This window comes from Spiroplasma endosymbiont of Virgichneumon dumeticola, assembly GCF_964264745.1.
Classification (GTDB): domain Bacteria; phylum Bacillota_I; class Bacilli_A; order Mycoplasmatales; family VBWQ01; genus Spiroplasma_E.
Window position 1 is genome coordinate 1,301,967 of record NZ_OZ183478.1, and the last position, 20,518, is coordinate 1,322,484.

At 25.6% G+C, this 20,518-nt stretch carries 29 protein-coding genes and 1 tRNA gene; 3 read left to right on the forward strand and 27 right to left on the reverse strand.

Annotated features, from left to right (window positions below):
* Position 1 precedes the first annotated feature (1 nt).
* The 14 genes from ACFEL4_RS08260 to ACFEL4_RS08325 form a co-directional block, all read right to left on the reverse strand.
* Positions 2 to 373, reverse strand: a complete 372-nt coding sequence (locus tag ACFEL4_RS08260) for a transposase (protein WP_375317360.1) — start codon at positions 371 to 373, stop codon at positions 2 to 4.
* The gene (locus ACFEL4_RS08265) at positions 268 to 804 is read right to left on the reverse strand and encodes a hypothetical protein (RefSeq protein ID WP_375317361.1); all 537 of its coding nucleotides are present in this window, start codon (positions 802 to 804) and stop codon (positions 268 to 270) included. Before ACFEL4_RS08265 ends, ACFEL4_RS08260 begins: the two co-directional genes overlap by 106 nt.
* The gene (locus tag ACFEL4_RS08270; RefSeq protein ID WP_375317362.1) at positions 782 to 1,609 is read right to left on the reverse strand and encodes a hypothetical protein; all 828 of its coding nucleotides are present in this window, start codon (positions 1,607 to 1,609) and stop codon (positions 782 to 784) included. The genes ACFEL4_RS08265 and ACFEL4_RS08270 overlap by 23 nt, the downstream gene beginning before the upstream one ends.
* A 57-nt stretch (positions 1,610 to 1,666) precedes the next feature.
* Positions 1,667 to 1,999, reverse strand: coding sequence for a hypothetical protein (locus ACFEL4_RS08275; RefSeq protein ID WP_375317363.1), 333 nt, complete (start codon positions 1,997 to 1,999; stop codon positions 1,667 to 1,669).
* Positions 1,951 to 2,190 carry a hypothetical protein gene (locus ACFEL4_RS08280; protein ID WP_375317364.1) on the reverse strand — a complete coding sequence of 80 codons (240 nt, stop codon included), beginning with the start codon at positions 2,188 to 2,190 and terminating at the stop codon, positions 1,951 to 1,953. Before ACFEL4_RS08280 ends, ACFEL4_RS08275 begins: the two co-directional genes overlap by 49 nt.
* Positions 2,144 to 2,692, reverse strand: coding sequence for a hypothetical protein (locus ACFEL4_RS08285; RefSeq protein WP_375317365.1), 549 nt, complete (start codon positions 2,690 to 2,692; stop codon positions 2,144 to 2,146). The genes ACFEL4_RS08280 and ACFEL4_RS08285 overlap by 47 nt, the downstream gene beginning before the upstream one ends.
* Before the next feature lie 468 nt (positions 2,693 to 3,160).
* A complete protein-coding gene (locus ACFEL4_RS08290; RefSeq protein ID WP_375317366.1) occupies positions 3,161 to 3,982 on the reverse strand; it encodes an IS1595 family transposase in 822 nt (273 codons plus the stop codon).
* Positions 3,894 to 4,358, reverse strand: a complete 465-nt coding sequence (locus ACFEL4_RS08295; protein ID WP_375317367.1) for a hypothetical protein — start codon at positions 4,356 to 4,358, stop codon at positions 3,894 to 3,896. Before ACFEL4_RS08295 ends, ACFEL4_RS08290 begins: the two co-directional genes overlap by 89 nt.
* Before the next feature lie 1,245 nt (positions 4,359 to 5,603).
* The gene (locus ACFEL4_RS08300; protein ID WP_375317368.1) at positions 5,604 to 5,945 is read right to left on the reverse strand and encodes a hypothetical protein; all 342 of its coding nucleotides are present in this window, start codon (positions 5,943 to 5,945) and stop codon (positions 5,604 to 5,606) included.
* Between the two features lie 3 nt (positions 5,946 to 5,948).
* Positions 5,949 to 6,476: a hypothetical protein gene (locus tag ACFEL4_RS08305; RefSeq protein ID WP_375317369.1), complete on the reverse strand. Its 528-nt coding sequence runs from the start codon at positions 6,474 to 6,476 to the stop codon at positions 5,949 to 5,951.
* 203 nt (positions 6,477 to 6,679) lie between these two features.
* Positions 6,680 to 7,360, reverse strand: coding sequence for a hypothetical protein (locus tag ACFEL4_RS08310; protein ID WP_375317370.1), 681 nt, complete (start codon positions 7,358 to 7,360; stop codon positions 6,680 to 6,682).
* Positions 7,360 to 8,181, reverse strand: coding sequence for a hypothetical protein (locus ACFEL4_RS08315; protein WP_375317371.1), 822 nt, complete (start codon positions 8,179 to 8,181; stop codon positions 7,360 to 7,362). The genes ACFEL4_RS08310 and ACFEL4_RS08315 overlap by 1 nt, the downstream gene beginning before the upstream one ends.
* Positions 8,150 to 8,431 (reverse strand): hypothetical protein, encoded by a 282-nt coding sequence (locus ACFEL4_RS08320; RefSeq protein ID WP_375317299.1) that lies wholly within the window; start codon positions 8,429 to 8,431, stop codon positions 8,150 to 8,152. The genes ACFEL4_RS08315 and ACFEL4_RS08320 overlap by 32 nt, the downstream gene beginning before the upstream one ends.
* Before the next feature lie 2 nt (positions 8,432 to 8,433).
* Positions 8,434 to 9,222: a hypothetical protein gene (locus ACFEL4_RS08325; RefSeq protein ID WP_375317372.1), complete on the reverse strand. Its 789-nt coding sequence runs from the start codon at positions 9,220 to 9,222 to the stop codon at positions 8,434 to 8,436.
* A gap of 18 nt (positions 9,223 to 9,240) precedes the next feature.
* Between ACFEL4_RS08325 and ACFEL4_RS08330 the strand changes: the two genes are divergently transcribed.
* Positions 9,241 to 10,062 (forward strand): IS1595 family transposase, encoded by an 822-nt coding sequence (locus ACFEL4_RS08330; RefSeq protein WP_375317373.1) that lies wholly within the window; start codon positions 9,241 to 9,243, stop codon positions 10,060 to 10,062.
* Between the two features lie 40 nt (positions 10,063 to 10,102).
* Here the strand turns inward: ACFEL4_RS08330 and ACFEL4_RS08335 are convergent, their stop codons facing one another.
* The 3 genes from ACFEL4_RS08335 to ACFEL4_RS08345 all read right to left on the reverse strand — a co-directional run bounded on the left by ACFEL4_RS08335 (position 10,103) and on the right by ACFEL4_RS08345 (position 11,749).
* Positions 10,103 to 10,576: a hypothetical protein gene (locus ACFEL4_RS08335; protein WP_375317374.1), complete on the reverse strand. Its 474-nt coding sequence runs from the start codon at positions 10,574 to 10,576 to the stop codon at positions 10,103 to 10,105.
* A 138-nt stretch (positions 10,577 to 10,714) separates the two neighbouring features.
* Positions 10,715 to 11,245 carry a hypothetical protein gene (locus tag ACFEL4_RS08340; protein WP_375317375.1) on the reverse strand — a complete coding sequence of 177 codons (531 nt, stop codon included), beginning with the start codon at positions 11,243 to 11,245 and terminating at the stop codon, positions 10,715 to 10,717.
* 138 nt (positions 11,246 to 11,383) lie between these two features.
* Positions 11,384 to 11,749, reverse strand: coding sequence for a hypothetical protein (locus ACFEL4_RS08345; protein ID WP_375317376.1), 366 nt, complete (start codon positions 11,747 to 11,749; stop codon positions 11,384 to 11,386).
* A 395-nt stretch (positions 11,750 to 12,144) separates the two neighbouring features.
* On the opposite strand from ACFEL4_RS08345, the gene ACFEL4_RS08350 reads away from it, so the two are divergent.
* Positions 12,145 to 12,558: a hypothetical protein gene (locus ACFEL4_RS08350; RefSeq protein ID WP_375317377.1), complete on the forward strand. Its 414-nt coding sequence runs from the start codon at positions 12,145 to 12,147 to the stop codon at positions 12,556 to 12,558.
* A 3-nt stretch (positions 12,559 to 12,561) separates the two neighbouring features.
* On the opposite strand, the gene ACFEL4_RS08355 is transcribed toward ACFEL4_RS08350, so the two are convergent.
* The 3 genes from ACFEL4_RS08355 to secG form a co-directional block, all read right to left on the reverse strand.
* On the reverse strand, positions 12,562 to 13,182 hold the full coding sequence (locus ACFEL4_RS08355) for a phosphoribosyltransferase (protein WP_375317378.1): 621 nt from the start codon (positions 13,180 to 13,182) through the stop codon (positions 12,562 to 12,564).
* Positions 13,164 to 15,440: a ribonuclease R gene (gene rnr, locus ACFEL4_RS08360; RefSeq protein WP_375317379.1), complete on the reverse strand. Its 2,277-nt coding sequence runs from the start codon at positions 15,438 to 15,440 to the stop codon at positions 13,164 to 13,166. The genes ACFEL4_RS08355 and rnr overlap by 19 nt, the downstream gene beginning before the upstream one ends.
* A gap of 111 nt (positions 15,441 to 15,551) precedes the next feature.
* A complete protein-coding gene (gene secG / locus ACFEL4_RS08365; RefSeq protein WP_375317380.1) occupies positions 15,552 to 15,815 on the reverse strand; it encodes a preprotein translocase subunit SecG in 264 nt (87 codons plus the stop codon).
* A 204-nt stretch (positions 15,816 to 16,019) separates the two neighbouring features.
* Here secG and ACFEL4_RS08370 point away from each other — a divergent pair, with 204 nt between their 5' ends.
* The gene (locus ACFEL4_RS08370) at positions 16,020 to 16,904 is read left to right on the forward strand and encodes a DegV family protein (protein ID WP_375317381.1); all 885 of its coding nucleotides are present in this window, start codon (positions 16,020 to 16,022) and stop codon (positions 16,902 to 16,904) included.
* 39 nt (positions 16,905 to 16,943) lie between these two features.
* Here the strand turns inward: ACFEL4_RS08370 and ACFEL4_RS08375 are convergent.
* The 7 genes from ACFEL4_RS08375 to ACFEL4_RS08405 form a co-directional block, all read right to left on the reverse strand.
* Positions 16,944 to 17,018, reverse strand: a tRNA-Trp gene (locus ACFEL4_RS08375).
* Positions 17,019 to 17,075: 57 nt separating this feature from the next.
* Complete coding sequence (locus ACFEL4_RS08380) at positions 17,076 to 17,540, reverse strand: Fur family transcriptional regulator (RefSeq protein ID WP_375317382.1); 465 nt, start codon at positions 17,538 to 17,540, stop codon at positions 17,076 to 17,078.
* Positions 17,541 to 17,558: 18 nt separating this feature from the next.
* Positions 17,559 to 17,810 carry an acyl carrier protein gene (locus ACFEL4_RS08385; RefSeq protein ID WP_308150193.1) on the reverse strand — a complete coding sequence of 84 codons (252 nt, stop codon included), beginning with the start codon at positions 17,808 to 17,810 and terminating at the stop codon, positions 17,559 to 17,561.
* A gap of 243 nt (positions 17,811 to 18,053) precedes the next feature.
* Positions 18,054 to 18,443, reverse strand: coding sequence for an IS1595 family transposase (locus tag ACFEL4_RS08390; protein WP_375317383.1), 390 nt, complete (start codon positions 18,441 to 18,443; stop codon positions 18,054 to 18,056).
* Positions 18,338 to 18,874: a hypothetical protein gene (locus tag ACFEL4_RS08395; protein ID WP_375317384.1), complete on the reverse strand. Its 537-nt coding sequence runs from the start codon at positions 18,872 to 18,874 to the stop codon at positions 18,338 to 18,340. The genes ACFEL4_RS08390 and ACFEL4_RS08395 overlap by 106 nt, the downstream gene beginning before the upstream one ends.
* A 408-nt stretch (positions 18,875 to 19,282) precedes the next feature.
* The gene (locus ACFEL4_RS08400; protein ID WP_375317385.1) at positions 19,283 to 19,633 is read right to left on the reverse strand and encodes a hypothetical protein; all 351 of its coding nucleotides are present in this window, start codon (positions 19,631 to 19,633) and stop codon (positions 19,283 to 19,285) included.
* A gap of 351 nt (positions 19,634 to 19,984) precedes the next feature.
* Entirely contained in the window at positions 19,985 to 20,464 is a 480-nt protein-coding gene (locus ACFEL4_RS08405) for a hypothetical protein (RefSeq protein WP_375317386.1), read from the reverse strand.
* Positions 20,465 to 20,518: the final 54 nt, after the last annotated feature.

Sequence of the window (20,518 nt, forward strand, 5' to 3'; positions counted from 1 at the left end):
ATTACAGTTTCAAAACTAGGTATGTTATTGAATTTATATGCAGCTTCTTTTGCATATAAATGAATATGATGTTTTGCAACTTTGATATGTTTTTTAATGTTCTTCGTATATGTTTTCATACTGACTCAATTTGGTTGGTATTTACACCAGTTTTTGAAACATAGCCATCTTGATGGTTAACTGTTTCATGCTTAGTGAAAACCGATTTCAAATCGCGATATCCTTTTCAAGAATCAGTATGTACATCACACTTTGAAGAAATGTGGTTTATTGCAAACTGCAAAAGATTTTTACTGTTTGCGTTTTTCAATACTTTCACAATCAGATTGTTGGTTGTTTTTTCATAAATACCAACAATCAAGGTTTTGTTCAACAAGGATCTTCCTTGTTTTTTAAACCCATATGTGAAAGATACATTTCATCCATTTGCACTATGCCCTCAACAATGAATTGAGGTTCTTGTTTAGCAATGGCACTTCGGATTTTATGACCCATTCTTAAAGCTGTTTTCAAGGTCACTCCCAATTCTTTTGCAACATCAGTTGATGGAATTCCATGTTTGGTGTTTATTCATCTAAAGATGAGATAAAACCAAGATATTAAAGGTGTTTGTGACTTTGAAAATATAGTGCCCGTGAGAATACTGAATGTTTGATGACATTTCAAACATCTCATTTTTCTTAAATTAGAAGTATTCAAATTAAAACTAGAACACCTAATACATTTGCTTTGTTTCAAACTTGCTATATATGCAAGACATTGTTTTTCAGTTTGAAAAGTATTATTGAACTCATTCAATTTCATTGTTTCCTCCACAAGTACATGTGGGGAGAAGTTCGTTAAAATTTAATATAGCACTCATATATTTTTGACTTATTTTTGAATAATCTACAGTTGGTGAACCAATTATTAAATTAGTATCTGGGTCTTTATATTTAAAATTACTAGACATATCAACATTATAGCTACCAGAGATATTATTAATATTTCATTCACTATCTCAAAAGAATTTAGCTTCTCCAATTGCACTACCATTACTATTAGTTGCTTTTGTTTTATCAAATGCTAACATACCTTTAAAATCTTTTGTAACAAATAAATTTGCTTGTAAATTTAAACTAGTTGATAATCATTCTTTTCAATTTTTAAAATTAAGATAACCAGTAGGTTTTGCATCCATTAAATTATAAAATGTTGTTTCTGGATGACTATTAGTAGTTATTTTATCATTTATACCAGCAAGTAAACCACCATTATTTTTAATTGATGTAATTGAATGGTCATTATTACCAGCAATAAATAATCTTCTTGAAGCAAATACTTTTTGTTCAAATATTTCTTTATTTTCTTGTTGTATTGGTGCTTGACCTTGTATTATAGGTCTACCATAATAATAACAACTTGATAATAATTCTAAACCATAAGATTGTCTATGACTATATCTTACTCCAATATCACGCATTAAAGTACGATTTAACGTTACTTCTCCTTCTTGAATAGTAGGGAAAGCATAACCACTACCTGGGCTTGCATATTGTACATAATCAAGTGTATTTTGACCACTTGCTACTGCTCTATCATTAACTGAACTAAAAGTTAATACTTGCATACTAAATTCACCATTATAAGAAATATAATAATTAGTTACATTTGAAATATATAATAATTATCTATCTTGATTTTTACCAGTATTACCACCAATATTTTCATTTTTATCATTAAATACACAAAAAAATTGTAAATAATCATCTACTGTAATTTGTTCTTCAAACATAACTAATGTATATTGTCTTGTAGTAGAAATTGTTTTAAATAAAATATTATTAGCTAAACCACCAAAATCTACACCACTTGTATCATCAATTAAATAAGCATTTCAATAATCACCAATTTTATATTGTTTAGTATAAAATTCATCTTGGCCTGTTGTTTTATGTGTTACTGGGTATGTTATACCTTTATTTTTTTGATATATATTAGTACTTTTTTTCAAATACATACAACTGGAGTATTACCAGAAAGTATTAATTCATATTGACCAAAATCACTAATTTTACTATTTATAGGTTTATAACCAGTTTCAGTTAAAGGTATTGCTCCATTATTAATTATAAATGGAAATATTTTTCAATGACTTAAACGTTTAATTATTGCTTGTTGTCTCTTTAGATGTAGATGTGCGTGTTTCATTAATTGAATTCGTTGATGATTGCTCATTTTCATTATCTCCTAATTCTTTATTTAATTTTTTATTTTCTATAATAATATTTTCTAATTTATTTTCTGCCATAAGTTGGTCAGTCATTGCTATAGGTATAAATTTAAATGAATAAGGTCTTTCACCAATACCATTTCATAAATTTTCACTAATAAGAAGTAAATCAAATATACGATAAAAATAAGCACTATAAAATGCTATTTTAATTTCTGTTGTTTCCATATCAAATTTATTATTAAACATACTTTGTGTTTTATTTGTATAAACATCATTACCATGTTCATCATAATCATAACCTGCACCATTAAATATGGCTTTAGCAGTACCATTATAATCAAGTCAATATTCACTAAATTTTGGGTCACCTTGTATAATTTGCATACCACCATTACCATTTTTATCATAACCCGCACTACCAACATTAACTATCATATCTTTTTTAGGATTTTCAATAATATTACCATTTTCTTGCATTTCTTTTGCTGTTTCATTATCTAATGAAGCAAATAAAGTAGTAACATTTAATTCTCTTTCTAATCTTTTTTGTCTAATAACACGATTTAAACCATATATTAAATCTCATACTGCTGTACAATCTGGATATGCATTTAAAGTAGTTGTATTACCATATAAATTTATAATTGGTAAATTAGTTATTTCAAAAATAGGAATATAATTAAATGGATTTTTAATTTCATAAGTATTTAATGGTGTTATATTTGGTTTTAATTTAGTTCTTGTAGAACCTAAAATAATATCTTTATTATTATCTTTATATGTTTCATATTTAACTTTTCCATTTTGTATTGTTACTCAAGTTAAAGTAGCACTATCTTCTTGTTCATTAATAAAATAAAAGGCTTTTCTCCCTTTATGTACTATTTTTAAATTTTATCACATAAATGCTGAGAAAAGCCTATCTACGGACTTCTCCCCACATTTTTAAATTAAACATAGCATTACAGTTTCAAAACTAGGTATGTTATTGAATTTATATGCAGCTTCTTTTGCATATAAATGAATATGATGTTTTGCAACTTTGATATGTGTTTTAAATGTTCTTCGTATATGTTTTCGTACTGACTCAATTTGGTTGGTATTTACACCAGTTTTTGAAACATAGCCATCTTGATGGTTAACTGTTTCATGCTTAGTGAAAACCGATTTCAAATCGCGATATCCTTTTCAAGAATCAGTATGTACATCACACTTTGAAGAAATGTGGTTTATTGCAAACTGCAAAAGATTTTTACTGTTTGCGTTTTTCAATACTTTCACAATTAGATTGTTGGTTGTTTTTTCATAAATACCAACAATCAAGGTTTTGTTCAACAAGAATCTTCCTTGTTTTTTAAAACCCATATGTGAAAGATACATTTCATCCATTTGCACTATGCCCTCAACAATGAATTGAGGTTCTTGTTTAGCAATGGCACTTCGGATTTTATGACCCATTCTTCAAGCTGTTTTCAAGGTCACTCCCAATTCTTTTGCAACATCAGTTGATGGAATTCCATGTTTGGTGTTTATTCATCTAAAGATGAGATAAAACCAAGATATTAAAGGTGTTTGTGACTTTGAAAATATAGTGCCCGTGAGAATAATGAATGTTTGATGACATTTCAAACATCTCATTTTTCTTAAATTAGAAGTATTCAAATTAAAACTAGAACACCTAATACATTTGCTTTGTTTCAAACTTGCTATATATGCAAGACATTGTTTTTCAGTTTGAAAAGTATTCTTGAACTCATTCAATTTCATTGTTTCCTCCACAAGTACATGTGGGGAGAAGTACGAAATAAAATTCTGCTGATTGTTCTTGTTCATTATATTTAGCAACTCTACCACAAAAACTATTAGGTAATATTTTAAGTGATTTACTATTATCTTCATTAATTATAATCATAATAAATACTTTACCCATTAAACTATTTTGTAAACCAAATTTATAAAATTTTTCTAATCATTTATCTTTTAAATTCATATCATTAAGATAATCTAATATTTCTTTTTTACTTGAATTAAATAAAAAACCTTTACCTAATCATAATTTAGTTGATTTTTGAGCAATAATCATTGGTATATCAATATATCATTTTGATTTATCACAACTTAAATATTCCATTGTATTTATCATATTAATCACCACCAAAATTATTTTTATTAATTAATAATTTAGGCTTTTCTCCCTTTATGTACTATTTTTAAATTTTATCACATAAATGCTGAGAAAAGCCTTTTTTATTTGGAATATCATTATCATCTGTTACTGAAGGACCACTTTTATTTTTATAAATTAATGTTCTATTTCCAACATTTATAACATCATTAACTAATCTTGTTGTATTATCTTTATCATTTTTATTATTAAATATTCTATTTTCATCAACTGAACTACCACCAGTAGCACTAATTTTATTATCTTTATCAATAGTTATATTATTACCAGCAATTAACTTATTTTGTAATTTATCATCTGCATATTTTTTAGGTAATAAAGTTCCATTTAAATAACTTGAGTAATCTTATGTAAAAGGATCAAAATTTTTATAAGCAACTCATTTATATATAAAATTAGGTACTAAAGTATGTTTTAAAATTTCAATAGCATTTTTTCTATCATCAAGGTCATCAAAATAAATTACTTTATCACTAACATCACTATTAACTATGTGAGTTTCTTTATCATATTTAATATAAATAGTTTCTTTTGGACTTTTAAATTCAGGTACTGTAGTAGAGGTATTAATACCTCTAGTATCAATATTAATAACCGGTCTTGATCTATTTTGTGGATGAGTAATAGTGATTTTAGTTCTAGTATCTGATGATTCTAAATTAGTATAAGGAATATATTCATTTAAAGGACTATCTTCACCACAATTTGAAATAAATTTATTAAAATAATTATTTTTTTGTGGTTCTATTCCTTTTAAATCAAAACCTTTAATATTTGGATATTATTTAATTTTTCTTAAATAATTAAATACTTCTGGTGGGATAAAATAAGGGTCATCTGGATTAGTTTCACTATAAGTTAATCCACCTTGACTAATTGAACCTTGACCACGTAAATAATCTACATCTTTAGTTAATAAAAATCTAACATAATTAGTAGTTGCTGTTTGAATATTATCTGTAAAATCTGTTGGTGTTATTTCTGGTCATTTTTTACTAATAGTAAAACCACTTAAATAATCAATATTACTACTAGCTACAGATATTGCAAATCAAATTTCATTATCTGGAGTAGTAACTTTATCAAATAATAATTAATTAAAATATTTAGAATTTTTAAATTCTTCAACTGTTATAAATAAAATTGGGTCTTTAATAGCCATAATTTACTCCTTAATGTAAAAATAAAGGGTATTTAAACCCTTTAAATTTTAATTTTAGTTACTTTTTTCTTATCTTTCTTTGTTAATTCTTGACGTTTTGCTTTTTGAGCAATAATAAAATCTTCAAAATCTTTTTCATCAACATCAAAAGCATCTAATTTTTGTGCAATAGGAGTTTCTGTTAATTGTAATTTATCATTTAATTGTTTAGTATTTAAAATAATATATTCAATTAATTTATTAATTTTAAGTTCTTTAGCAACTATATCTTGTTTATTTTTTTTAATTTTTTTTGAAATAATAGATAATACAAAAGCAATAATAATACCACTAGTAACTGCTCCTCCTATAATTCCACTTAATAAATATACTGTTAAATTCATGATTTATTCCACCTTTTCTATTTGAATTTTATTTGAATGTTGTTTACATAAATTACATTCTTTTTTATGTTTTTTAATTTGTTGATATTGATAAATTAAATAAGGACTTGTAATAATAATTGGTATAGTAATTAATCCATATTTAATTAATTTTCCATAATTACCTAATTTAGTAATAAGATTTAATCCTATATGACTAAACATCGGAAATAAAGTTAATGCAAAATGGTCTGGTCAACTAAAATAAAAAGTATTATTAGAATATGATCCAATACCCATTAATATATCTATTTTAGGTATTAATCATGGTGTACTAGTAAAGAAAACAGTGATTAATATACCAATAATATGACTAGTTATTTTTAAAATATTAGATATTAAAATTTTAATTTTATCAATATGAGTACTATTTTTATTAAATCAAATCTTATTTAATCTTTTATATTCTTTATTATCTTTACTTAATGGATTAATAGTATTTCATATACCAATTGGTTTAATTGGTTTATCTAATTCAATAATAATTACCACCTACTTTCATGTTTTATATTTACTTTTATTTTTATAAATAGAAATGCCAATATTTTTATTTAAATTATTAGTTTTATGAAAAGTTAAATATTCTTTTCTTTCTACTATTCATGCTCTACTACCTAATTCAGTTTTTGGTAAAGTTTTAAATTCTTTAAGTTTAAAAAATCCACGTTCTAATCTATTAATAAATGCAGTTGTTTTTATACATTAATATTCGTTGATTTAAGCACATTATAACGTTGTTTACCTTTACTAATACCTTTCTGTTCTTTAAGTTGTTTCTTAACATATTTACGTATCTGTGATGGTAAAAAACTCCTTAAAAAATATCTTCAAAATATTGTTCCAGCACCACTACCATTTTTACCTTTTTGTACTTTCATTAAGTTTCAAGTTTCTTCACTTACATTAGGATAAGTATATGGTCCATATCAACGTTTATTTTTACTTGTATCACTTTGTATTAATACTTGTAATAAACCCAATTTTAATGATTTATTAGATTTATAAAAATTACCTTTTTTTAATCATGAACTAGATAATACTACTCAACCTTTTTCATCTTTATTATTAGTTTCTTCTATATCTTTATCATTTAAATCTTTAGTATTATCTTTTAATAAATTATTAATTTTTTTAGCAGGATTAACAAATAATTTATTTAATTCATTAGATTTTAATATAGATAATAATTTTTTAGCAATATTTGGATTAAAAGTTGAATATGGTTGGTCAAGTTCTTCTTCACTAACATTTTCACTATCTAAAACTGCTTTTAATCCTGTATCTTTACTATAATTTTTTAATAAACTAACAATTAATACACGAATATCATCACTTGCTAATGCTGAGTATATAAGTCTAATAATTAAAGGTAACATTATAAACTCATATGGTTATAATCTCAATTTAATGAAGCATTATCATGATTTAATGGTACTTCACTCATATTATCACTACCATATTGACTAGATGTTTCACTATTAATAGTAAATCTATTATCATTAATTAATCTTGCAGTTTCATTATTAAATGGTGTTTCTTGCATTTCTTGGTTATGATGTGTAGTTTCAATAGGTAGTAAATTATGGATAATTTCAGAAGCACCAGCAACTATGGTAGGTACTGCATAAGCATTATTAAAATCATTATTAATACCCATTGCAACACCACTTGAAATCAAACATCCACCATTTGCCATATTTGCTACTTTACGAATAGTTTCAAATCTATTAGGTATTAATTCAGTAATTCCTGCCATAAGATTTGAAATACCATAAGCATTTAATGAAATATAAGTATCTCAATCCATTAAATGATTATCATTATTAACTAATAATACATTATCTGGAAATGGGTCTACTGTTGTTGTAGTTATTGGATTTTCAGTTGGATTTGGATTAATAGAAGAGTTAGTAAATTTACTATAATTTGCTAACCCAATTATTCCTAAACCTAATAATATTTTTTTAGAACTATTAATTAGTTTAGTTTTAGCAGAAGGTCTTTGATTTAAATTTCAAATATCTAAACCTAATTTTTTACCAAATAATAAACTATTAATTGAACCTAATATTGGATTACCTATTAATTGACCATAATAAGCACTAGTTCCAATCATTGCTGAAATTGGACTTATACCAGTTCTCATTAATTTAGTTAGTGTATAGTTATTTGATTGTGTATTCTCAACATGTGGCATTTTTAACATCCTTTAAATTAGTTTGTTTTTTAACTTGAATTCTAACTGTTCCTTGACAATTTATATTATCTCCAACACATATAGCAAAATTATCATGAACATCACTTACTATAAAATAATCATTTCTTAATTTAGGATATTCATCTAATAAAATTGTTCTTATATCATTACTTGTAGTTAAATCTTCTGGTTTGGCTGAATAAATAGTAATATGTGCTTTTTCATCAAAATATTTATAAATATATTCCATAATTATTTTTTAGTAAATTCTAATTTTACTGTTCCATAATATTCTTTATTATTACCAGTCATAGTAGCACTTGTTGATGTAATATTACTAAATTCTGCTTTACCTTTTTCATAGCCATTATTACCAATATTTACTATTATAGTTTCTAATTCATCATTAGTAGGTATTGCACCAGCCATAGTAATTTTTCCTAAATTTTTATAATAAATTATATTTTGTAAATCTAAAATATTCATATTATCATAATCTGTTGATTGATAAGTAGCATTAACATTAGTTGGTTCTATTTTATAATTTTTTGCTCTTGCTGTTTTAATTTCATCAATTGTTGGCATTTTTTCTTGAATAATATACATTAAATCTGATCTAATTGCACTTGGTAATGCATATAATGCTTTTCCAATAATACGAATATTATCTGTTGCATTATCTAATTTATTTCTTACTTTTGTAAATGAAATAGGCATACCTCACATATATCTGTTATAAACTACACCAAATAAATCTAATAATTTATAATCTTTTTCTAAATGCATACCAGAAACAGTATCATGTATAAAATCTTGTTCTAAATAAAAACTTTCATAAAATTCCATACCCATAATTTGATTTGTATATCTTTTACCAGTGGCTAAAGTATTTGCAGCAATTTGACCATAATTTAATAATGTAAATGCTTTTGCAAGATTAAAACTACTATCAATACCACAAGCACCAGTTAAATCTGCTTTATTAATACTAACTGTAATATCATCTACTTTTTTAATTAATTTACGGACTTCTCCCCACATGTACTTGTGGAGGAAACAATGAAATTGAATGAGTTCAATAATACTTTTCAAACTGAAAAACAATGTCTTGCATATATAGCAAGTTTGAAACAAAGCAAATGTATTAGGTGTTCTAGTTTTAATTTGAATACTTCTAATTTAAGAAAAATGAGATGTTTGAAATGTCATCAAACATTCAATATTCTCACGGGCACTATATTTTCAAAGTCACAAACACCTTTAATATCTTGGTTTTATCTCATCTTTAGATGAATAAACACCAAACATGGAATTCCATCAACTGATGTTGCAAAAGAATTGGGAGTGACCTTGAAAACAGCTTGAAGAATGGGTCATAAAATCCGAAGTGCCATTGCTAAACAAGAACCTCAATTCATTGTTGAGGGCATAGTGCAAATGGATGAAATGTATCTTTCACATATGGGTTTTAAAAAACAAGGAAGATTCTTGTTGAACAAAACCTTGATGGTTGGTATTTATGAAAAAACAACCAACAATCTGATTGTGAAAGTATTGAAAAACGCAAACAGTAAAAATCTTTTGCAGTTTGCAATAAACCACATTTCTTCAAAGTGTGATGTACATACTGATTCTTGAAAAGGATATCGCGATTTGAAATCGGTTTTCACTAAGCATGAAACAGTTAACCATCAAGATGGCTATGTTTCAAAAACTGGTGTAAATACCAACCAAATTGAGTCAGTACGAAAACATATACGAAGAACATTTAAAACACATATCAAAGTTGCAAAACATCATATTCATTTATATGCAAAAGAAGCTGCATATAAATTCAATAACATACCTAGTTTTGAAACTGTAATGCTATGTTTAATTTAAAAATGTGGGGAGAAGTCCGTAGATAGGCTTTTCTCAGCATTTATGTGATAAAATTTAAAAATAGTACATAAAGGGAGAAAAGCCGTAATTTATTATTTCTTTCTCCAATTATATAATAAGCATTTAATGCTTGTTCTTTAGTCATATTATTTAAATTTAAAGGTAATACTAATGATTTAGCAATTGCATAATCTTTTGTACCTTGTAAAAATATTAATTCAAAATTTTCTCTTAAATTTCTCATAAATGAACTTGTTCAATTTGAAACAATTTGAGTTGCTACATTTGCTGGTGAAGTCATAAATCTTTCAATATCAAATTCTGGAATATTAAAATCAATTGTTAATTCTTTATCAATAATTATTGTTGTTGTTTTAACTGTTCCTTTTTGTCTTTTAGTACCTGTAAATTCATCTCATGTTGAGCCTCATAATACCCGTACTGTTGCTCTATATATTGCCATTGCTACACCACTAATATTTGCTATTTGGTCAGCAGTAACAGTATTTCTCATAAATAAAGTACTTAATTCAGCAGTTAATTCACCACGAACTTGTGCTTCAAGTACACTTAAAACAGCATTTTAAGTAGGGGAATTACCACCAATAATAAATGCTTCTGGAATTTTTGGAATTGCCATTTTTTCCTCTTTCTATTTAATAGATTTAAGTGCAGTTCCTCTTGCTAAATTTACAAGTTTTTCTAATTCGTTAGGGTCAGTAATACCTGTAGTTTTAGCTTTTTCATTTAATTTTCTTTCTAATTCTTCTGGATTAATACTATTTGTATGTAAATCTAAAAGAGTTTTAGGATTAAAATCATTTGAATTAGGTTTATTTTCTTGTTTAATAGATTCTGATGTTTTATCAATAAGAAATTCTTTATAATCTTCATTTATTTTATTAAATGCTTCTTGTTTAGATAAAGATTTATAATTATCAGTGCTCATTAAATTTTTAATTAAATTAACTTTTTTAGTATCTTTAATATTAGAAAATAATTGTTGCTCTTCAAAACTATTAATTTTTGTTTCATATTCTTTTAATTTAGTTTCATATTCACTTAATTTAGGTTCAATATCTTTTTTACTTTCAGCATATACTACATTTCTATGTTGTTTTAGTAAACCTTTAACATCATCTAAACTATAATTCTCTTTTTCATCAAAAGTAAAATTACTCATACCTTTAATCTCCCTTTATGAATTTTTATTATATTAATACATCACTTTAATATATGTTATTTAACATATTCACTTTAATATATTATATCATTTTTACCCTTTAAAATAAAGAAAAAAACCTATATTTATTATAGGTTTCTAGTCATTATTTTCTATTTTTCTAGGTTCAATAATATTAATAATTATATTACTTTGTGTTTTATTATCTTCTTCATTAATATCAAATTCATTTGGATGAGATTTTAATCAATGTTGATAAATTATTTCTGGTTTTACTAATGCTTTTTCTAACATATGAGTTGAAATAATACTACGTGCTTTATCATAACTTTTTAAAAAATTACGTTGTCATGGACTGCTTCTGCGTCGGCAATCAAATATATATTTTCTATCAATTCCAAGTGCATTATTTAATCCTTGTGGTGTTAATATTTTATTTTTTGTGCGTAAATAATTACTAATTGTAACCTCATAATTTCCTAAATATTTTCTTTGTGCGGGCATATTATTCACCTTATTTATTATTTCTTATATTAATTATACATTAGTGTCAAAAATATTATTACAACATTTTCTTTTTAATTACTATTATAATCAAATTCATAAATTAAGAAAGGAATTAAATATCGGACTTCTCTCCACAAGTACATGTGGGGAGAAGTCCGATAAATTATATAACAATCCTAAAAAAATACTGCAATACATTCCTAAATGATATTTTTTTTGCTTTTTATAATTAAAGTGTTATAATAAACTTCTAGTAACAGTTAGATTTGTTAGTTTAACAATTGTTATAAAAGAATTAAAAAAACAAATTAATATACGTTGTAATCAACCCTAGGAATAAATTTTATATTTGTTTTATGGGTTGCTTTTCTTTAATTAGTTTTTTAAAGTCAATGAAAGGAATCAAAAAAATGGCGACTACTCTAAATGCAAAAAGTAGAAAATGTTCAAATGATAACCAATTTTTCAAAGGTGATTTAGGATTTGACAAAAATAATAATAAATTTATTATTTATAAAATTTTAACTGAAAAAAAACTTGAGGTTTGCAAAATAATTATTGATGAAAAAAATAATAAAATTGAAATAGCTACAAAAACTAGCATCATTCATGAATCTGAAATTCAAATTTATAGTTTTGCTTTAGAAAATGATACTGCTCAGTACATTTTAAAAATTATCCATGAAATGAAAATGCAATGAGAAATTGAATTTTTATCAGATCAGATTAACAAAGAAGAAGAATATTATGTAGATGAGTATGGAGTAACTAAAAAGCGCAAGAAAAAAAACAATATTAACTTTTAACTATTAATAAATTTCCTGCCAATTATAAACTGACCCATAACATAAAGCCTTAACATTAAAATTATGATTATTATCCCATAATGTTGTAATGACTTGGGCAATAGATGTTCCTGAGGAAACAACATCATCAATGATAATAATTCATTTATTAGTAAAGTAATTTTCATACTTTACTAATAAATGAATCTTATTAGCAATTTCTGCTTGACGTTCACTAACTTTTAATTTATTTTGTCAAAACTTACGATAATTTTCAACATAAAAAATATTATCAAGAAATTCAATCTTAATATTTAACTTATCGCTTATCATTTTTACTAATTGATTTATAATAACTTCCAAACTACTAACTGATGTTGGTTTTTTTGGCATCATGATAAAATAATCAACACCATTAAATAGATTATATTTTTGACCAACAATGAAGAGGTTGGTTGCTAAACGCAAACATTCTTCTTCACTAATTGTTGGTTGCTTAATTAAATTATAATCATCATTAACTCATGATAGTTGAGGATAACTATTTAAACCTGGAGATTTAAAATAGTTATAATAGTAACATTCAATATTAATATTATTTTGTTGGATTAACCTTTTTTGTTGTTCTACTTTTTGCGATTTCATTTCTTAACTCCATTTTTATTTCGTGGGTCAAATTTACCAATTTGATTGCTATTAGCAACAGTCTTTTTATTATTTCCATTTTTATTTTTAAACTTGGAATCTTGGTAAACTTTTCCACCATTACGGACACTATTACTTTTGCTATTTTCTTGCTTGCTTTCTTCTAATTGAAAATCAATCGTACGTGCAATCTTATTGGCGTCTTTGACAATAATTTTTACTCTTTGTCCTAAACCATATTGTTTGCGTTTTCGTTCTCCAAATAAGACCATAGCTTTTTCATTGAAAATATAATAATCATCTTTCATATCCGAAATTCTAATTAAACCTTCAATAGTATTAGGTAATTCTACAAATAACCCAAAACCAGTAACACTGGAAATAATACCTGTGAATTTTTGACCAATAAATTTCATCATGTATTCAGCTTTTTTCATTTGATCAACAGCACGTTCGCATTCTAAAGCTTTTAATTCCATGTTACTTGACTGTTCTGAGGCTCAGTTAGTAATGCTTTGATATTTTTCAATTACTTTCCCATTAATTTGTTTCTTAACTAAATATTGACGTAATAAACGATGAACAATTAAATCTGGATAACGTCTAATTGGAGAAGTAAAGTGGGTATAGTATTGACTTGCTAATCCAAAGTGACCAATACATTTATTACTATATTGTGCTTTTTCCATGCTTCTTAATAACAACGTTGATAAAATTTGGAATGTCGGTAATTGTTTTAAGGAATTTAATAATAATTGTAAATCTTTAGAAGTAATATTAACGATTTTAGGGTTAAGTTTGAGACCCATTAATTTTAAAATCGTAGTCATTTGATGCATTTTGCGTGCACGTGGGTGTTCATGGACACGATAAATAAACGGTAATTTCATTTCATGTATAGTTTGGGCAACTACTTCATTAGCTCTAATCATAAAACTTTCAATTAACTTTTCAGCAGTATCACGAGTTCTTAAAACAATGTCAGTTACTTCACCATTTTTACCAATTATTGTTTTTGCTTCATTAATTTCAAAGTCAATAACACCCGCAGCTTCTTTGAATTTTCATAAAATTTGATATAAATCTTTGGCATCTTGCAGCATTGTTCATATTTGCGGATGAGTTTTAATAAAATCAGGATTTTTGTCATTATAAGCATCATTAACTTCATCATAGTTCATTCGACGTGTTGATTTCATAAACGCCTGATAAATACGATGGCTAACAGGTAATCCATGTTTATCAATTTCCATATCAGCTACCATACATAAACGTTCAACTTGCTCATTTAAAGAACAAATTCCATTTGATAATTGTGTTGGCAACATAGGAATAACACGGTCTGCTAAATAGACCGATGTTCCACGTGTAAAAGCTTCTTCATCAATTGGACTATTTTCGGTTACGTAATGACTAACATCGGCAATAGCAACCAGTAAGCGGTAATTACCGTTGCTTAACTTAGTAACACAAATGGCATCATCAAAGTCTTTGGCATCCTTACCATCAATTGTAACTAATAATTCTTTTGTTAAATCAATACGGCCAACCTTATCACTAGCTTGGACAGTTTGGGGAATTTTTTCGATAACAGCTAAAGTTTCTACATCAAATTGAGCTTTAATTCCAATTTCATAAATAACTGCTAAAATATCAACACCAGGATCATTTAAATTTCCAAGAATACGATCAATCGTAACATTGAAAATATTATGGTCAAAACTTTCAATTTTAGCAACAACAATATTGTTTTCTAACGCTTGGTCTTTATTTAAAATATTAACTTCATATTGTTGCATTTTAGCATTTTGAATAACTAGTGATTTAACTTTAGTTTGTGGATCAATAACAATCGTTCCTACTAGTAAATTAGTGTCACGTTTAATCACTTTTAAAACTGTCGCTTCATCACGTTGATTATTAATTTTAATTAAACCACATAATACTTCATCACCATTTAAAGCATTGTTAATGTTTTCTATGTTAACATAATATTCTTCTTCGCTATTTAATAATTTAACAAAACCAAAACCTTTTTGGGTAATTTGAATTTTACCAATAAATAAATTATTATGTTTTGTCATATAAAACTCTTGTTCTTTATTTTCGAAAATGATTTCACTATTCTTTAATTCTTCTAAATCAGCAATCAATTGTTGTTGTTGCTGATGATTGGTAACATTTAATTTCATTGTTAAATCAATAGTTGATAATGGAACAACACTATTTTGCAGTTCATTAATGATTTGTTGTTTCATATAAAATCATTCCCATCTTTTTTGTATATCTATCAATCTATTAATAATTATAATATATCTTTTAAAATTTATAAAAAGGCACATTAAAATGTGCCTTTTACAAAATACTTTCTAGTTTATAACTCCAATAGTATTAATAATAATTCTGATAATGATTACTATTACAAAAAGTGATATTCCCAAAACAAGCGTAGCCATGGAAAATAATTTTGCTCATCCACGTTCTTTGGTACTAGCAAATAATTCTTGGTTACCACCACTTAAGGCACCTAAACCATTATGATTTTTTTTACCTTGTAGCAACCCTAAAATTACTAATAACATGGCAATAATTAAAGCAATAATTTCAAAAGCAAAAATAATATTTTGACTCATATTTGTCACATCCATTTTTTTTATTTTACTAATTAATTTTACACTTAATTTTTAAAAATTTAGCAAAAATAATTGTATTTTATCTCTTTTTATAATATTTTCTATTACTACACATTATATTTTATCAAAAAATATATGCTATAATTTATCTAAAAAGCATTTAAATAAAAAATAAATAGCCAAAAAATAGTTAGGGTGATAAAATTGAAAAATAGAATTGGGATTATTAGTGACTCTTCTGCTGGTTTTTCATTAAAAGATTTGAAAGAAATGGAAATTGGCTTTTGTCCACTAATAATTAATTTTAGTGATAACACAACCATTAATGATGACCCTAGCATTTTAACAGATAAAGAATTTTATGAACGAATTGTTGATAAAGAACAATCTGCTAAAACTTCACAAACACCACTTGGTGAAATGGCTAAAATCTGAGAAGAAATGCTTAATAAGTTTGATAAATTAATTTTTATTCCTTTATCAAAAGGTCTGTCAGGGCAATATAATACAGCAACTATGTTAGCTAAAGAACCTAATTTCAAAAATAAAGTTTTTATTTTTGATAGTAATGGGGTTTCTATTATCAACTGACTTTTAGTTAAAAAAGCTTATCAAATGTCATTAGTAGAAAAAAATGATGTTAATACTATTTTAGAAGCGTTAAAATTAATTAGAGACAACTACTTAGCATATATTTTACCTTATGATTTAAAATACTTAGAACGTGGTGGCAGAATTAGTAAGACTGCTGCTGCTTTGGCTAAATTAACTAAAATCACACCAATTTTAACTTTTGATGGTACTATTGATAGACATGATAAAACACGAACATGAAAAAAAGCAGTTAATAATACCATTAAAGATATATTAAAAATTAAGAATAAAGAAAAAATTGCTTTATTTTATATTATTCATGCATTTGCAAAACCAGAAATGGTTAAAGAAATTGAAGAATATGTTCATAGCTATCATATAGAAAATGTTCAAACAATAACATTAGCTAATGTTATCAGTGCTCATACAGGGATAGGAACTTTTGCTTTTGTTGTGTTTGATTTAGAAAAAAATAATTTACCAACATTGGATTAAAATAAAAAAAATCACGAATTGTGAATTTTTTTTATAATATGGCAGGGGTGGCAGGATTCGAACCCACAACACTCGGATCTGAAGGCCGATGTTCTACCGTTGAACTACACCCCTAGAATTAAATTAAGTTAGTACATGTACAATTTTACGTGAAAGATGTTTTAAGTGCAATTAAAATTTCATTTTTTTTGATTTTAATTGACAATTTCGACAAATACCATGTATTTCTAACTTGTAATGTGAAAAAGAAAAATTGTTTTCAGTTGCCAACTTTTCTAAGTGTGTCACGTGTAACGGAGCATTTTGTTGATTTTTACGATTTTCGTTAACATGAATAATACTATTACAATAATTACAAATAATATGAATACCATTTTCTGATAATTCATAAATAATTTGCTTGCCTTCAAAAATATTAGCATGAATAATATGTTCTTCTATTAATAAATCAATAGTATTATAAATACTCATAATATTAATAGTTTCATTTCCTTCTTCTTTTAAGAAGTTAATAATATCGTTAATACTCACATGTTCTTTTATTGTTAAAACTTTAATAACTGCTTTACGAATATCTGTTAAACGATAGTCTTTATCTTTTAATCTTTGGGTAATGTTTTCAAAATTTTTATTCATAATTTGCTCCTAAAGCGACTATTTATTTTTAGCAGCAACTTGTTTTTCAATTACATCAATAAAATCTTGCACACTTTTTTCTTTTAAACTCAACAGCGTTGCATCATCAATAGTAATACCATGTTTACTTTCAATGGCCATTGCTAAATTAACTAAATCCAAAGAGTCAATACCACTCTCAGCAAACTTCGTTGTTGGTGTAATATTTTTTACTCTTACTCGAATGTTTTCTGTATCAATTAATGTTTTAAGTTCTTTTAAAATATTCATAATTTCACTCCTATTTTACTTAATTAGGCACTTTTAAAGTATCTATAGTATAACATAGCAGACTATATTTTGCTGACTATTTTAAAATACCAATCTAAATAATCAACTTGAGAATCAGTATCATACTGTACTCAAGCAGCATTACTTAAAATATTAAAGGCTTTTCTCCCTTTATGTACTATTTTTTAAATTTTATCACATAAATGCTGAGAAAAGCCTATCTACGGACTTCTCCCCACATTTTTAAATTAAACATAGCATTACAGTTTCAAAACTAGGTATGTTATTGAATTTATATGCAGCTTCTTTTGCATATAAATGAATATGATGTTTTGCAACTTTGATGTGTGTTTTAAATGTTCTTCGTATATGTTTTCATACTGACTCAATTTGGTTGGTATTTACACCAGTTTTTGAAACATAGCCATCTTGATGGTTAACTGTTTCATGCTTAGTGAAAACCGATTTCAAATCGCGATATCCTTTTCAAGAATCAGTATGTACATCACACTTTGAAGAAATGTGGTTTATTGCAAACTGCAAAAGATTTTTACTGTTTGCGTTTTTCAATACTTTCACAATCAGCTTGTTGGTTGTTTTTTCATAAATACCAACCATCAAGTTTTTGTTCAACAAGGATCTTCCTTGTTTTTTAAACCCATATGTGAAAGATACATTTCATCCATTTGCACTATGCCCTCAACAATGAATTGAGGTTCTTGTTTAGCAATGGCACTTCGGATTTTATGACCCATTCTTCAAGCTGTTTTCAAGGTCACTCCCAATTCTTTTGCAACATCAGTTGATGGAATTCCATGTTTGGTGTTTATTCATCTAAAGATGAGATAAAACCAAGATATTAAAGGTGTTTGTGACTTTGAAAATATAGTGCCCGTGAGAATACTGAATGTTTGATGACATTTCAAACATCTCATTTTTCTTAAATTAGAAGTATTCAAATTAAAACTAGAACACCTAATACATTTGCTTTGTTTCAAACTTACTATATATGCAAGACATTGTTTTTCAGTTTGAAAAGTATTATTGAACTCATTCAATTTCATTGTTTCCTCCACAAGTACATGTGGGGAGAAGTCCGATATTAAATTTAAAAATAAAATTATTAGTTTTTCACTGTGGAAAGGTTTTGATAATAATTGATAAAAATATATATTGGAATGATTGTTTATCAAATTCTACTTTATAAATAATGGTAGGTTCTGAAATAGAACCATTATTTTCTAATACAATTTTAATCGTTTTGTTGAGATATTATATAGATATAGCATTTTTAATAATTTCAGAATTTAAATTTTCATCAGTATTATTCATATCTTCTACTTTAACATCATAATCTTTTTTTTACTTGATTTAAGTTACGATTATTAGCAAAATTTTGAAAAACAAAAAATAACATAATAATTAATGAGAAACTAATAGTAGTAATTAAAAAAATAATTTTAAATCTACGACTAAACATAACTACCACTTCCTTGCTTTAAGTGTTCATAGTCAGCATACGTAAATGCACCAGAACTATAAAAACGTAATATCTCTTCATACCTTAAAGTTATAGTTTGATTTTGAATTCATTGTTCATCATTGTTTTTAGTTAATTTTTGAATAGTTACTTTGATATAATCATTACCAATGATTGGTTGATCACTATTTTCAACGAATTTAATATTAACATCGTATTTAAAAAAGGTTTGAAAAGTTAATGGTATATTAACTTCGAAATGAAATTTATCAAATAATGGTAAATCAAATTGATTTTTAGGAATTTCATCATTAGAAAAAATAGTATTAGTAATAATGTCCATTACATTACTAGTATATTGTAATTGGTATTTTTCTTTAAGGCCATCATCATAAGGATCAACAATAGAATTAAAATCCTTAACTAAATTTGCATTAACTTTTTTATCTTGATAAAATTTACTATTTTATTCAGAAATATTTAAGCTAGTGTTTTGGGCTAAATTAAAAATCATGATGAAAAAAAATAATTTTTTCTAAATCAGTTTTCTTAAAATAACCTAAGTCATGAATGCTATGATTAATTTTAATTGGTACAATATTGCCATTATAATATTATTACCAGTTACTTCAAACTATTCATTAGTTTGTTGTTCTCCAAATAAAGTACATACAAACAACGGATCTTTAAACCCTTATATGTTTGTTTTTAAAACAATAGTATTATTAATTTCTAAGTTAAATATATTATTACTAAAAATGCTAGGAGTTATTGTTAATTGATACAAAGGGTTCTGATTAAAATAGAAATTTAATGAACCATAATTATTATTACTAACATACAATGCATCTTTAATATCGCTAGGTTTATCACTAGTAAAACTATAATTTAAAACATTAACATCATCACTTTTAATTGCCTTTATTGGTATCATAATTTTATATGTATTTCAAAATAAATTATCAGCATTGGCAATATGTCCAACAATGGGAGTTAAATTATTATCAAACAAAGTTGCATTTTTATTACCTGCTCCATTATCTTTTTGATAAGTAAAAGAAGTAGAAATATTAATGCTACCACGGGCTTGTTGCACATCACTATAGTTAACATCATATTGAAAAATAACATTTTTTAAAATATTATTTGCAGGATTATCATAACTTTCTAGCATGCCATAACCTTTTTGGACAGTTAATTCAATATAGTAATATGATGTTTTTTCAGC